Source organism: Polyangium mundeleinium (assembly GCF_028369105.1).
Lineage (GTDB): Bacteria > Myxococcota_A > Polyangia > Polyangiales > Polyangiaceae > Polyangium > Polyangium mundeleinium.
Map to the genome: position 1 here is coordinate 468,629 of NZ_JAQNDO010000001.1, position 14,102 is coordinate 482,730.

Below are 14,102 nucleotides of genomic sequence, written 5' to 3' on the forward strand. Positions count from 1 at the left end.
TTCCACCGGCGAACGGCGCGAGCCGTGGGGAGAACGACGATGGACCTCATCCGACGTGGGTTTTGGGCTGTTTCGTTAGCGACGTTGTTTTCTTCCGCCATCGGCTGCGGAGGGGCCTCCTACACGGGCGGTGGCTCGAAGCCGCCGGCAGAGGCGGGGGGCATCGAGGTCCAGACGACGGGCGCGAGGGAGGCTCCCGGGCAGTTCGGCGGCGATTCGGCCGCCTCCCCCGCCGCTGACGAGGCCGCGCCCGCCGCGCCTCCGCTCCCGGCCGTGCAGGGCACCACCGCGACGCGCCCCGGCGGCGTGTTCGAGGCCGAGAAGAGGGCCGAGGTCCTGCAGCCCGAGCCCACGAACCGGCCCGGCCTCGGCACCGAGTGGGGCGAGACGCGCTCGTCGTCGATCACGACCGTGGCGTTCCAGCGCGCCGAACCCACGAGCCCGTTCTCGATGGCGAGCCTGTTCTACAACGACGAGGAAGGCGCGCGCGCCATGGCGAACGCCGCCGGCTTCCGTCGCACCTCGGGCGGCGTCACCCCGGTCGCAGGCGGCGCGCTGCTCGTCGGCCTGCGCGACGAGAACGGCGCGTTCCTGAACGGGTTCGTCGCGAGCGACAAGAACTACATCGTCGGCGAGGCGAGCCGCCGCTACACGATCGTCATCCGCAACCGCACGCCGAACCGCATCGAGTGCGTCGTGTCCGTCGACGGCCTCGACGTCATCGACGGCCGCGCCGCGGGCTTCTCGAAGCGCGGCTACCTCGTGCAGCCGCACGGCGAGCTCGAGATCGACGGCTTCCGCCAGAGCGTCGACGCCGTCGCCGCCTTCCGCTTCGGCTCGGTGCGCGGCGCGTACGCGACCAAGAAGTCCGGCGGCGACTCGCGCAACGTGGGCGTCATCGGTTTCGCCTTCTTCCACGAGCGCGGGACGAACCCGTTCCCCTGGACGAACGACGAGGTCAACAAGCGCCACGACGCGAATCCCTTCCCGGGCCAGTTCGCCACGCCGCCCTAGTCCCGAGGGGGACGCCTCGCGCCCCCCTCTCGTCCGGGCGAAGCCTGGCCGATTCACCCCCCGAGGCGAGCTCGCTGCGCGATCTCGCGGCGCGCCGAACGGTGCACCAGAATCCTGGAATCCGGCCTGATCCTGGGCCCTGACGCACCGCGAGAATTTCCGACTACCCAACCCGCCGCGGCCGCGCTACCCCCCGGCCGTGGCGATCGATCTCAACCCCTCTCAGAAGCAGGCGGTCGAGCACGATCTCGGGCCGATGCTCGTGCTCGCCGGGGCAGGCTCGGGCAAGACGCGCGTCGTCACCGAGCGAATCGGGCGGCTGCTCGGCAAGGGCGTCCCCGCGACCAGCATCCTCGCGATGACCTTCACCAACAAGGCCGCCGCCGAGATGCACGAGCGCGTCGCGAAGCTCGTCGGCCCGAAGGCCGCGAAGGACCTCAAGGTCTGCACCTTCCATCGCTTCGGCCTCGACACGCTCGGCCAGGAGACGCGCGCGCTCGGCTTCCGCGGCTCGAAGTTCGCCATCCTCGATCAGGCGGACCAGACGAGCGCGATCCGCGAGATCCTGCGCGAGCTCCGCACCACGAAGAACTACGACATCGGCGCGATCCTTGCGCGCATCTCGGCCGCGAAGAACGACTTCATCACGCCAGAGGAATGGCTGGAGAAGCAACGCAAGGGCCGCGGCGTGGACGAGTACGACGAGATCAGCATGCTCGTCTACCCGAAGTACCTCGCGGCGCTGCGCACGTTCCAGGCGTTCGACTTCGACGACCTCATCTGCGAGCTCGTCCGCCTCTGGAGAAAACGCGCCGACGTGCTCCAGAAGTACCAGATGCGCTACCGGTACCTCATCGTCGACGAGTACCAGGACACGAACCACGCGCAGCTCGAGCTCGTGCTGCAGCTCGCGGGCGCGCACAGGAACGTGGTGGTCGTCGGCGACGACGATCAGTCGATCTACGCGTGGCGTGGCGCCGACGTGAAGAACATCCTCTCGTTCGAGGACCATTTTCCGGGCGCGAAGGTCGTCAAGCTCGAGCACAACTATCGCTCGAAGAAGCCGATCCTCGACGTGGCGAACGCGATCCTCGCGCGGCAGGCGGGCAAACGGCACCGCAAGGTCCTCGTGCCCACGCAGGGCGACGGGCCCATCGTGCAGGTCGTCGTCTGCGCCGATCCCGAGGTCGAGGCGAGTTTCGTCGCCTCCGAGTCGCAAGAGCTCATCGAGAAGCACGGCGTGCGCCCCAAGGACATCGCGGTGCTTTACCGCTCGAACCTCCAGGCGCAGCCGATCGAGCAGGCCTTGAAGGAGCGGGGGATTCCGCTCCGTATGATCGGCGGCCAGCAGTTCTTCGAGCGCAAGGAGGTCAAGGACCTCATCGCGTACCTCAAGGTCGTGCTCTCGCCCGACGACGAGATGTCCCTGCGGCGTGTCGTGAACTATCCGGCGCGAGGCATTGGCGAGGTCGCATTCCACAAGATCACCGCGCACGCGACCGCGCAGGACATGAGCCTGTGGGCCGTGGTGCAGCGCGCGCACGCCGTGCGGGATCTGCCGCCGGGAGCGCTCGAGGGGTGCCGGCAGTTCGTGCGGATCGTCGAGGGCGGGCGGCTCGCGTTCGAGCAAAAGCTGCCGAGCGCGGAGGTCGCGGCGAAGCTCTGCGAGGCGATCGGGCTCAAGGCCGACATCATGGCGGCCTCGGCGAACCCGCAGGTCGCGGCGCGCCGCTGGGGCAACATCGAGGGCCTGCTCAAGGTCTTCGCGCGGCGTGACGAGGCGGGCAAGGGGGATCGGGAGCAATTCGCCGAGTTTTTGCGCCTGCTCGCGCTGCGCATGGACGAGAAGGACGAAGAGGCGACGGACCGCGTCACGCTCACCACGATGCACGGCTCGAAGGGTTTGGAGTTCCCGTACGTCTTCCTGATCGGCGTCGAGGAGGGCTTCTGCCCGCATTCTCGTACGACGACCGAGCGCGCGACCGATTTCGTGCCCGGCGATCAGGACGGGGCGGTGAGCCTGGAGGAGGAGCGGCGACTTTTCTACGTGGGCGTGACGCGCGCCCGGGAAAAGCTCCACCTGTCGCGCTGCATGGCGCGTGGGCAGCGCGGCAAGCTCGTGCCGCGCACGCCGAGCCGATTCTTGCTGGAGCTTCCGCGTGAGCTCTACGAGGAGCGCGAGGAGACGGCGCCGATCGCGCCGGGCATCGAGAAGACGAAAGCCGGCGCCGCGAACCTCCTGGCGGCGCTGCAGGCGCTGCCGCCGGGCGAGCTGCCGATGATCCCGCGGACGCGCCCGCGGTTTTGAAAGACGAACCTCCCCCAATTCCCTTTCCGCCGCGCCGCCCCGGGTGTAAGACCATTCCGGGAGGTCTTCGCTATGAAGTACGGCGCGATTTTTCTTGCACTTCTCGGGTTTGTCGCAATGGCCGAGGGCTGCGGCGATGACGGCGGGTCGGCCAATACCGGCGGCAATGCGGGATCGGGCGCCGGCGCGGCCGGGGGCGCGGGCGGCGCGGGCGGCGACGGAGGGATGGGCGGTGCGGGCGGCGACGGGGGGATGGGCGGCGCGGGCGGCGCGGGCGGGGGGCAAGGCGGCACGGGTGGCGCGAGCGTCTTTTTGAAGTGCGGCGATGCGCCTCCGCCCGGCGCGACGCTCGCGCCCGAGGCGCCCACGTATTCGGGCGGCGAGTGTCCCGCGCTCGTCTCCGGGCACAACCTCCTCAAGAGCGGCAACGCCGATCGGGACTTCCGCCTCGTCGTCCCCGCGGAGATCATGCCGGACGAGCGCCTCCCCGTGATCTTCCTCTGGCACTGGCTCGGCGGCAGCGCCGACGATTTTTACGAAAAGGGCCAGATCCAGACCGCCGTCGACCAGCAGCGCTTCATCGCCGTCATCCCCGAATCGAAGGACGACATCACCTTCAAATGGCCCTTTGACGCCACGCAGAGCACGGCGCGCATGGAGGAGGAGTTCGTCTTCTTCGACGACATGCTCGCCTGCGTGTCTGCGCAGTTCAGCGTCAACAAGGAGTGCGTCGCCAGCGCCGGCGTCAGCGCGGGCGCGCTCTGGACGAGCCAGCTCGCGGGTGGCCGTGGGCAATACCTCTCCTCGATCCTTTCGTTCTCCGGCGGCACGGGCGGCCTCATCAAGCCGTTCCCGAATCCCGAGCACCGCATGCCGGCGATCGTCCTCTGGGGCGGGCCCACCGACAATTGCTTCGGCGTCATGAACTTCGAGACCGCGTCGAAGGATCTCGAGCAGAACCTCGCCTCCCGCGGGCATTTCTTCCTCGAATGCATCCACAATTGCGGCCACGCCGAGCCGCCCATCGACGCCATGAACGGGCTCACGAGCTACGCGTCGATGTGGCAGTTCGTCCTCGACCATCCCTACTGGATCGGCGCCGGTGAATCGCCTTATGCGAAGGGTTTGCCCGACACCTTCCCCACCTGGTGCGACGTCGGCGCGGCGAGCTCCACGCCCCGCGAAGGAAGCTGCCCGAACGCCCCGGGCTGCTGAGCCCGCGTGTCCCCCGAGGCTGGTTTTTCCGGACAGCTTCGAGCAAATGCATTCGCCGTGACGTGCGGCCTGCGCGGATCCTAGTAGGGGTCTGTACGAACGCTCCGTGACGTCACGGAACCGAATGCAGACGCCGCGAACCCAACGGTCCACGTCGCTCGGCTTCGTCGTGGCCGTCCTGTCGACGGCCACGGCGATGGTCGTGCACGTGTCGCTTGAACGATGGCTCGGCGCGTCGCCACCGTGGTCGCTCTTTTCCCTCGCGGTCGCGCTTCCGGCCGTGCTCGGTGGCCTCGGGCCTGGCCTGCTCGCCACGGGGCTCTGTGGTCTGGCCGTGTTCATCCAATCGGCGGCCGGTCGAGACGCGGTGCTCGTCATCCTGTTTTTCGCGTTCGGCCTCGCCATGAGCTGGATTGGCGGGCGCATGCGCCGCTCCGATCGCCGCTTCGGGGATTGCACCTCCCTCCTCGATCGGCTGCGTGCTCGCGACGCGCGCGTGACCGCGGAGGTGGAGGTCTTGCGCGAGAGCGAGGGGCGATTCCGCGCCCTCGCGCAGGCCTCGTTTGATCCGCTGGTCCTCCACAGCGAGGGCGTGATCCTCGACGTCAACCAGGCCTTCACCGAGACCTTCGGGTATCGCCGCGAGGAGGTCCTCGGGGCGCGGAAAGAGCTGCTCGCGCCGGACGATTTTCGCCCCTTGCTCGCGGAGCGGATGATGAGCGGCGCCGAGACCTCGTACGAGGCCGTGCTCCAGCGCAAGGACGGCAGCCGATTCGTAGCCGAGCTTCGGGGCGGCAATGTCCACGTCCAGGGCCGCCCGGCGCGCGCGACGGTCATCCGCGACCTCACGCCGCGCCGCGCCGCCGAGAGCGTGGCGCGCTGGACCGACGAGCTGTTCCGGCAGCTCTACGATTGGATCCCCCTCGGAATGGCGCAGGCAGACGCCAAGGACGGGCGCTTGCTCCGGGTCAACGCCTGTTATTGCGAGATCACCGGGTATTCGGCGGCCGAGCTCCTCGGCAAGAGGTTCAGCGAGCTCACGCACCCCGACGATCGTGAAAAGGACGTGGCCGGTTATCGAGAGGCCGCGCGGGAGGGGCGGGTGTATCGCACCGAAAAGCGGTACTTCCGCAAAGACGGCAGCATCGTCTGGGTGCGCGTGCACGCCTTTTTCTTGCGGGACGTGCATGGGGGGATCTCCACGTCGACCGCGGTGATCGAGGACATCACGCAAAGGAAGCGCAACGAGGAGATGCTCCGCGAGACGCAGCGCTCGACCGAGGAGGCGCTCGGCCTGCTCGACAACCTCTTCGCGTATGCGCCCCTCGGCATTGCGCTGGTCGACCCGCAATGCCGGTTCGTGCGTGTCAACGAGAGCCTGGCGTCGATGAATGGCGCTTCGATCGCCGAGCACGTCGGCCGTCGCGTCGCCGATGTCGTCCCCGACCTGTGGCCGCTGCTCGAGGATGTGTATCGCCGCGTGCTCGCGGGCGAACGGCTCCTCAATGTGTCCCTCGTCGGCGAGACGCGCGCGTGTCCGGGCGAGAGCCGCCACTGGCTCTGCAACTATTATCCGGTGCGCGACCGACGGGCGGGCGAGATCATGGGCATCGGCATCGTCGTCCAGGACGTCACCGATCAAACCCGCGCCGAGGAGGCTCTGCGCGAGGCCGATCGCCGCAAGGATGAATTCTTGGCCATGCTGGCGCACGAGCTCCGCAATCCGCTCGCGCCCATCAAGATGGCCGTGGAGATCCAGAAGCGGGTCGAGCTCGCCGAGCCGCGGCTTTTGCGGTCCCGCGACGTCATCGAGCGCCAGGTCGGCCACCTCGTGCGCCTCCTCGACGATTTGCTCGATGTCTCACGCATTTCGCGCGGACGGATCACCTTGCAAAAAGAGACGCACGAGCTCTGCGAGATCATCGACCAGGCGATCGAATCGACGCGGCCGCTCATCGACGCCCGCAAGCACGATCTCGACCTCGCGCCTTGCTCGGAGCCGCTTCACGTGAATGTCGACGCGGCGCGGCTCACGCAGGTCGTGGCCAATCTGCTGAACAACGCGGCCAAGTACACCGACGACGGAGGCCGCATCCACCTCGGCATCGAAAGGGGACCCCGAAACGAAGCGCTCATCCGGATCAAGGACAATGGCCGTGGGATCGACCCGAAGGACTTGCCGCATGTATTCGACACATTTTATCAATCGACGCGCACCCTCGACCGCTCGGAGGGGGGGCTCGGAATCGGACTCTCCCTCGTTCGCCGCCTCGTCGAGCTGCACGGCGGAAGGGTCGAAGCCCATAGCGAGGGGCTCGGAAAAGGCAGCGAGTTCGTCGTCCGTCTCGCGCTGGAGGAAGCTCCGATGACGATCCCGCAACCCGCTGACATCCCCGCGGCCGGGCAGAGCCGCCGCGTCCTCGTCGTGGACGACAACATCGACGCGGCCGAGACGATGGCCGCGCTGCTCGAAACGCTCGGCCACGAGGTTTCCGTCGCGCATGATGGCGAGGCGGCCCTGGAGGCCGTGTCGAATGGCCACCCCGAGATCGTGCTCCTCGACATCGGCCTGCCGCGCATGGACGGCTACGAGGTCTGCAAGCGCCTGCGCGACGACGGGACCCTGCGTCCGTTCATCGTGGCCGTCACCGGCTACGGCCAGGCCGAGGACCGCGCCCGCGCCCTCGAGGCCGGCTTCGACGCCCACCTCGTCAAGCCCGCGAGCTTCGACGCCATCCAGGCCGTGCTCCGCGCCGCCTGAGCTGTCGCGGAAACCAGCCTGGATCCAGCCTCGGACAATATTCGTCCGAGCCTGTCCAAGTTCTCCACACCTGAACGCTTTCCGCGTGGTAGACGGACGAGCAGGCTCCTTTTTGGGAGCCACCCCTCGCATGTCCAGCGGAAAGCGTCACACGCCTCCTTCGGATCCAGCCTTTGGCCCCGCCAAACGTGTGTCCGAGCTTGTCTCGGGCGCCGAGCCGGAGGCGCAGAAGGCGCTCGCCGACCGGCACCTCGCGCGGGCGCGGAAGCCTCGGTCCGTCAAGGCCATGCCTGCCGTGCGTCCGACCGAGCGGGGCTCCGGGACCTACCTGCGCCCCGTCCCGACGCGCTCGCGGGTCCTCAACGCCTTCCTGCACGAGGCCGGCGTGGTGGGGCTGCTCTCGCCGGACGTCACCGTGCTCGACGAGCAGGCGCTCGCCCCGCGCCTCGTCGAGCTCGCGCGCAAGTACTTCGCGCCCATGCTCGCCGCGGCCGGCAATGTCGAGGGCGCGTTGCGGATCGCCGCGGAGCTGCCCGCGGTCACGGGCGAACGGGGCGCGCGCCTGGTCGTGCGCCGTGCCCTCTCCGCGCCGGGTCCGGTCGGGGCCTGCGCCCGGGATTACGAGGAGCATCGACGCAAGCTGGGGGCCCCCGAGCAGGACGACCTCGAAGGCCAAGCGATCCTCGCCGCATTCGCGGGCCGCATCGTGGCGCAGGCCGAGCGGCTCCTCGGCCCGCACGTGCGGGAGGAGGTGCAGGCGACGCTGCGTAGCCTCGCGCCTCCCCGCGCCGAGGGCAGGCCTGCGCGCAAGCCTTCGGTGCGCATGCCGGCGGCCACGAGGCAGGGCGCGCCGGCCGACAAGAAGCGCAACCTCGGCTGAGGAGCGGCCTCCCCCATGGTACAAGGGGGGCTCGATGGATCAGCGCGAGATCAGGTTTCCTTGCGACGACGGTTTCTCGATGCGGGGCATCCTCACGCTGCCGGACCGGCCGGAGCCGCGGCCTGGGCTCGTGCTCATCTATGAGGTCTTTGGCCTCAACGAGGAGATGAAGCGCGTCGCGCGGGAGTTCGCCGAGGCGGGGTATGTCGTGCTCATCCCGGACCTCTTTCACCGCGGCCCGAAGCTCTTATGCGTGGCGGGCGCGATTCGCTCGATCATCAAGCAACGCGGCCGGCCGCTCGACGACCTCGACGCGGCGAGGCGGTATCTCGCGTCGCGCCCCGAGGTCGACGGCAACCGGCTCGGCGTCGTCGGCTTTTGCATGGGCGGCGGCTTCGCGATCGTTCTCGCGATGCGGGGCCATTACAAGGTCGCTGCACCTTTTTATGGCGAGGTCCCCGAGGATTTGCCGAGCGCCTGCCCGACGGTGGCGAGCTTCGGCGGCCTCGACAAGCCTTTGCGAGACGCGCCCGAGCGCTTGCGGCGGAACCTCGCACGGCTCGACGTCCCTTCGGACATCAAGGTCTATGAAGACGCGGGGCATTCGTTTTTCACGCGCACCGAGGGTGCAATTCTCCAGAAGATCGGCCCGTTCCTGCCGATGCACGCCGGCTACCACGAGCCCTCCGCGCTCGACGCAAAGGATCGCGTCCTCGCGTTCTTCCAGGAGCATCTCGACCGTGTAGTGTAACGTGGTCCCCTGTAGCATCCAGCTTTTCCCGATTTCTGGATGCGGTTTTTCCGTCCTCGGTTTATGTTCGGCCGCATGAATCCGAAGCTTGAGGTGGGCGGCATCGACATCGAGTGGCGCGAGGAGGACGGGCTTTGCTTATGGGCTGGCGCGCCGGTGATGACGGCGTGGATCGAGAGCACCATGGCGGGGCTGCTCACGACGGTGCAGAGAATGGTCGGGGCCGAGCGGTTCGAACTCGCGATGCAGCAGGGGGGGCGCGACAGCATCGACGGGGATTGGCGGATGATTGCGTCGGCGCCGACGTTCGAGGAGGGGTTCGAAAGGCTCGTCCGGGTCGCGGCGGCGGCGGGCTGGGGGCGCTGGCAGCTCGTCTCGGTCGACCTCGCCGCGCGCGAGGCGCGGGTGCGGGTCTACAACAACTGGGAATCCCTCGCGCAGCGCGCGCTCGGGGTCTCCTGGGGCGCGTCGTTCGTCGCGGGCAAGCTCTCCGGGATTTTTCAGCGCCATTTCGGGGTCCCGACCTGCTGGGCCGAGCAGACGTTGTTCGCGGCGGAGGGCGACGCCTTCGACGAATTCGTCGTCCGGCCCTCGGACAGGAGCCTCGAAGCGCGGCTCGACGCCCTCTTTCAATCGGATCAGGTCACGAAAGCGGACCTCGCGGTGGCGCTCGAGCGTGTGCGCCGGGAGGTCGAGGAGCGCACCCAAGCCGAGCGCGCGCTGCGCGAAAAACTCGATCTCATCGCGCAGCAGGAGGAGGCGATCCGGGCGCTCTCGACGCCGATCATCGAGGTATGGGACGGCGTGCTCACGCTCCCGCTCTTGGGCGTGGTCGATACGAGGCGCGCGGCCGAGATGATGGAGCGGTTGCTCGACGCGATCACCCACAAGGGCGCGCGGATCGCGATCATCGATTTGACCGGCGTCGACACGATCGACGCGGAGACGGCCGATCACATTGGAAAGCTCGTGCGCGCGGCGGAGCTCGTCGGCGTGAAGTGTATCATCACGGGCATTCGCCCCGCGGTCGCGCAGACGATGGTCGAATTCGGGATCGACCTCACGAAAATCGCCACCCTGTCCACGTTGCGCGAGGCATTGCGCCGTTGCATGCGCCCGTCGGATCTTCAAATGCAGAAAAATTCCTGACCACGCGGAAGTCGCCTGAGCGCCCGCGCCTCGCTCTAGCGACGACGCGCGTGCGCCGTTTTCCAGGCACACGGTCACGATTGCGCGCAGAAACGGTGTCAGGCCGTTGTCGGTCATGATGCGCGCGGCATGGCGCTACGCTATGGCTGTATCTTTTATTTTACTGGCTTGATCTCGGCGCCGGCGATACGCTCCGTCGTCATTGCGAGGTGGGGCCGAACGATGGGCGACAAGGTGCGTATCGGAGGGATCGACGTCGAGTGGGACGCCGAGAAAGGTGTGTGCACCTGGGGCGGCTCTCCCGCTGTGACGATGTGGACCGAGTCGTCCGTCGCGGGCCTCTTGTCCGGTTTTCACCGGATGGTCGGCACCGAGCGATTCCGGCTTGCGCTCCACGGCGGTGGTCGTGACAGCACGGACGGAGATTGGGGCCTCATTTCTGCGCAGCCCACATTCGAGGAGGGCTTTGCGGCGGTCGCGGCGGTCGCGGCGGCGGCGGGCTGGGGGCGCTGGGAGCTTGTCTCCATCGATCTGAAAGCCCGCGAGGCGCGCGTGCGGATCCATAATAGCTGGGAATCCATGGCGCAGCGCGCGATCGCGGCCCATTGGGGCTCCGCGTACGTGGGGGGCAAGTTCGCCGGGATTTTTCAGCGTCATTTCGGCGTGCCCTCGTGCTGGGCCGAGCAGACGTCCTTCGCGGCCCGGGGCGACGCTTACGACGAGTTCGTCGTGGGGCCCTCGGAAAGGAGCCTCGAAGATCGGCTCGACGCGCTCTTCGAATCGGACCAGGCCACGAAGGCGGACCTCGCCGTGGCGCTCGAACGCGTGCGCAAGGAGGTCGACGAGCGCGCCGCGGCCGAGCGCGAGCTGCGCGAAAAACTCGAGCTCATCGCGCGGCAGGAGGAGGCGATCCGGGCGCTCTCGACCCCGATCATCGAGGTATGGGACGGCGTGCTTTCGCTGCCGCTCATGGGCGTGGTCGACAGCCAGCGCGCGGCCGAGATGATGGAGCGGCTGCTCCACACGATCACGCAAAAGGGCGCGACGTACGCGATCATCGACCTCACGGGCGTCGACATCGTGGATACCGCGACGGCCGACCACATCGGCAAGCTCGTGCGCGCGACCGAGCTGCTCGGCGCGAAGTGCATCATCACGGGCATTCGCCCCGCGGTCGCGCAGACGATGGTGCAGATCGGGATCGATCTCACGAAAATCAGCACGCTCGCGACGCTGCGCGAGGCGCTCCGGCGCTGCATGCGTTCGAGCGCGGCGGGCCGCAAGTAACAGCCCGCGCCGAGCGGAGCCCCAAACCCCATCGCGCGTTCGCCTTTCCTCCCGCATACTCCCCGCCGAGGAGTCCCCGCGATGACCACGTTCGACTTCGATATGTTCACCCTCGGCGCAGGCTCGGGCGGCGTGGCGGGGAGCCGCAGGTCGGCCTCGTACGGCGCGCGCGTGGCGATCTGCGAGGCGCGCCGCGTGGGCGGCACCTGCGTCCTGCGCGGCTGCGTGCCGAAGAAGCTGCTCGTCTACGGCGCGCACGTGGCCGAGGAGCTCGAAGACGCGCGTGGCTTCGGCTGGACGTTCGGCGAGGCCAAGCTCGACTGGGCGAAGCTCGTCGAGGCGAAGGAGCGCGAGCTCGATCGGCTGAACGGCATCTACGTGCGCATGCTGCGCGACGCGGGCGTCACGACGATCGAGGGCTTCGCGCGGGTCGTGGATCCCCACACGGTCGAGGTCGCGGGCAAGCGGTACACGGCGCGGCACCTGCTCCTCGCGACGGGCAGCCGGCCCGTGCGGCCCGACATCCCGGGCAAGGAGCTCGGCATCTCCTCGGACGAGGCGCTCGATCTGCCGTACGTGCCGCGCCGCGCGCTCGTCGTGGGCGGCGGCTACATCGGCGTGGAGTTCGCCGGCATCTGGCGCGCCGCGGGCGCGGAGGTGACGCTCGCCCTGCGCGGTGACAACGTGCTGCGCGGCTTCGATCAAGATGTGCGCGAGTCCGTGGCCGAGGGCATGCAGAAGCGCGGCATCCGGATCCTGCGCGAGACGATCCTCCGGAGCGTGGCAAAGGAAGGCGACAGCCTGTCCGTGCGCCTTGCAGGCGGCGAGATCCTGGAGACGGACGTGGTCCTGTTCGCGACGGGGCGCGCGCCGAACACGGACGGGCTCGGGCTGGAGGAGGTCGGCGTGGCGCTCGACGAGGTGCGCGCGATCAAGGTCGACGCGTACTCACGCACGAGCGTGCCGAGCATCTTCGCGGTCGGGGACGTGACGGATCGGATCAACCTGACGCCGGTGGCCATCGCGGAGGCGCGTGCCGTGGCGGAGACGCTCTTCCGGGACCGCCCGACCGTGATGGACCACGAGAACGTGCCGAGCGCGGTGTTCTCGCAGCCGCCGGCGGCTGCGGTGGGCCTGCCGGAGCACGAGGCGCGGCGGCGGTACGGCAAGGTCGACGTCTACCGCGCGCGCTTCCGGCCGATGAAGCACACGCTCTCGGGGCGGGACGAGCGCACGATGATGAAGCTCATCGTGGATCGGGCGACGCAGAAGGTGGTCGGCGCGCACATGGTCGGCGCGGACGCGCCGGAGATCATCCAGGGCGTGGCCATTGCGATCCAATGCGGCGCGACGAAGGCGCAATTCGACGCGACGATCGGCATTCACCCGACGGCCGCCGAGGAGTTCGTCACGATGCGGGATCCGATCCCGGATCCGGGGCCGATGTCGGGCGATTGAGGGGCTTTTAGCGCGACGCGAAGAACGCCGCTGCGGCCACGGCCACGATCGCGATGACGGCGAGCGTGTAATTGATGGCGCTCGGCTTTTTTTCGGGGGCGCGCCGCGCGAGTTCGTCGGCCCGCGCCTTTTTCTTTTTCTTGCGCACAGCGCTCGCCGGCGCCGCTTCGGGCGCCTTCGCCGGCTCCGCATTCGTGCTCGGTTGCTCCGGGGGGCGCGTCGATACCGAGGGCGGCGGCGGGGTGATTTTCCTCGAACGAACGGCCGCTTCCTCGACGGGCTCGCTCGAAATCGAAAGCGCGTCGAGCGCCTCGATCGCCGCGGCCGCGTTCGGGAATCGCTCGTACGGGTCCTTTTCGAGCAGCTTGCCCACGAGTGGCTCGAGCTCGGCGGGAATCGTCACGTCCGGCGCGCGCACCGAAAAACGTGGCGGCGGGGTCGTTCGGTGATGCTGGAACATCTCGACGGGATCGGTCGAATCGAACGGGTGTTTGCCCGTCAGCATCTCGTACATCATCACGCCGAGCGCATAGAGGTCCGCGCGCTCGTCGACCGCGTCCATGCCGTGCGCCGCCTCGGGCGCGAGGTAGTTGATCGTCCCGAAGATCACGCCGACGCCGGTGAGGCGCGACGGCGGCCGGCCCTCCTTGGGCACCGTGAGCGGGAGCTTGCCGACGGAGACCTTCGCGAAGCCGAAGTCGATGAGCTTCGCCACGAAGCCCGATTCGAGCATCACGTTTCGCGGCTTCAGATCGCGGTGCACGATGCCGAGCTCGTGCGCGGCTTGCAGGCCGAGCAGGATCTGCCGCGCCACGTGCACGACGGTGCGCGGCTTCATCGGCCCCTCGCGGATCACCTCGGCGAGGTTCTTCCCCTCGACGTATTCGAGGATCAGGAAGTACGAGCCGTCGTCGAGCTTCCCGAAGTCCGTCGCGTGGGCGATGTTCGGGTTGTCGATGTGCGCGCCGACGAGGGCTTCGCGCTCGAAGCGCGCCACGATCTCGGGGTTGTCGTCGCTCTCGGGGTGCAGGATCTTCACGGCGATGCGCTTGTGCATGAGCACGTGCTCGCCGAGGTAGACGGCGCCCATGCCGCCCATCGCCAGGAGGTCGATGATCCGGTAGCGCTCCGAGATCGTCTGGCCAATCAGGTCCCGCGCGCGTTCGAGCGCTTTTTGGTGGGCTTCCTCGTTGGCCTGGTCGACGTCGACCGGCTGTTCGGCCTCGGCGTCGTCGATCTCGATGGACTGCGCGCTCTCTTGGGTAGGCGACATGCAGGG

10 protein-coding genes are annotated in these 14,102 nt (G+C 68.4%); 9 read left to right on the forward strand and 1 reads right to left on the reverse strand.

The window, feature by feature from the left end:
- Positions 1-84: 84 nt before the first annotated feature.
- The 9 genes from POL67_RS01985 to gor all read left to right on the forward strand — a co-directional run bounded on the left by POL67_RS01985 (position 85) and on the right by gor (position 12,823).
- Positions 85-1,014, forward strand: a complete 930-nt coding sequence (locus POL67_RS01985; protein WP_271914981.1) for a hypothetical protein — start codon at positions 85-87, stop codon at positions 1,012-1,014.
- Positions 1,015-1,213: 199 nt separating this feature from the next.
- Positions 1,214-3,322 carry an ATP-dependent helicase gene (locus tag POL67_RS01990; protein WP_271914983.1) on the forward strand — a complete coding sequence of 703 codons (2,109 nt, stop codon included), beginning with the start codon at positions 1,214-1,216 and terminating at the stop codon, positions 3,320-3,322.
- 72 nt (positions 3,323-3,394) lie between these two features.
- Entirely contained in the window at positions 3,395-4,537 is a 1,143-nt protein-coding gene (locus POL67_RS01995; RefSeq protein WP_271914985.1) for an alpha/beta hydrolase family protein, read from the forward strand.
- A 106-nt stretch (positions 4,538-4,643) separates the two neighbouring features.
- On the forward strand, positions 4,644-7,298 hold the full coding sequence (locus POL67_RS02000) for a hybrid sensor histidine kinase/response regulator (RefSeq protein WP_271914986.1): 2,655 nt from the start codon (positions 4,644-4,646) through the stop codon (positions 7,296-7,298).
- 130 nt (positions 7,299-7,428) lie between these two features.
- Complete coding sequence (locus tag POL67_RS02005) at positions 7,429-8,178, forward strand: hypothetical protein (RefSeq protein WP_271914988.1); 750 nt, start codon at positions 7,429-7,431, stop codon at positions 8,176-8,178.
- 34 nt (positions 8,179-8,212) lie between these two features.
- Positions 8,213-8,929 carry a dienelactone hydrolase family protein gene (locus POL67_RS02010; protein WP_271914989.1) on the forward strand — a complete coding sequence of 239 codons (717 nt, stop codon included), beginning with the start codon at positions 8,213-8,215 and terminating at the stop codon, positions 8,927-8,929.
- 75 nt (positions 8,930-9,004) lie between these two features.
- The gene (locus tag POL67_RS02015; RefSeq protein WP_271914990.1) at positions 9,005-10,078 is read left to right on the forward strand and encodes an STAS domain-containing protein; all 1,074 of its coding nucleotides are present in this window, start codon (positions 9,005-9,007) and stop codon (positions 10,076-10,078) included.
- Between the two features lie 129 nt (positions 10,079-10,207).
- On the forward strand, positions 10,208-11,365 hold the full coding sequence (locus POL67_RS02020) for an STAS domain-containing protein (protein WP_271914991.1): 1,158 nt from the start codon (positions 10,208-10,210) through the stop codon (positions 11,363-11,365).
- Positions 11,366-11,446: 81 nt separating this feature from the next.
- Positions 11,447-12,823 carry a glutathione-disulfide reductase gene (gene gor / locus POL67_RS02025; protein WP_271914992.1) on the forward strand — a complete coding sequence of 459 codons (1,377 nt, stop codon included), beginning with the start codon at positions 11,447-11,449 and terminating at the stop codon, positions 12,821-12,823.
- A gap of 7 nt (positions 12,824-12,830) precedes the next feature.
- Here the strand turns inward: gor and POL67_RS02030 are convergent, their stop codons facing one another.
- A complete protein-coding gene (locus tag POL67_RS02030; RefSeq protein ID WP_271914993.1) occupies positions 12,831-14,096 on the reverse strand; it encodes a serine/threonine-protein kinase in 1,266 nt (421 codons plus the stop codon).
- Positions 14,097-14,102: the final 6 nt, after the last annotated feature.

Bases quoted from the DNA above. Each gene is read 5' to 3' on its own strand.
- POL67_RS01995 (WP_271914985.1), top strand. From the start codon at position 3,395: ATGAAGTACGGCGCGATTTTTCTTGCACTTCTCGGGTTTGTCGCAATG.
- POL67_RS02005 (WP_271914988.1), top strand. From the start codon at position 7,429: ATGTCCAGCGGAAAGCGTCACACGCCTCCTTCGGATCCAGCCTTTGGC.
- POL67_RS02010 (WP_271914989.1), top strand. From the start codon at position 8,213: ATGGATCAGCGCGAGATCAGGTTTCCTTGCGACGACGGTTTCTCGATG.
- POL67_RS02015 (WP_271914990.1), top strand. From the start codon at position 9,005: ATGAATCCGAAGCTTGAGGTGGGCGGCATCGACATCGAGTGGCGCGAG.
- POL67_RS02020 (WP_271914991.1), top strand. From the start codon at position 10,208: ATGGCGCTACGCTATGGCTGTATCTTTTATTTTACTGGCTTGATCTCG.
- gor (WP_271914992.1), top strand. From the start codon at position 11,447: ATGACCACGTTCGACTTCGATATGTTCACCCTCGGCGCAGGCTCGGGC.
- POL67_RS02030 (WP_271914993.1), bottom strand. From the start codon at position 14,096: ATGTCGCCTACCCAAGAGAGCGCGCAGTCCATCGAGATCGACGACGCC.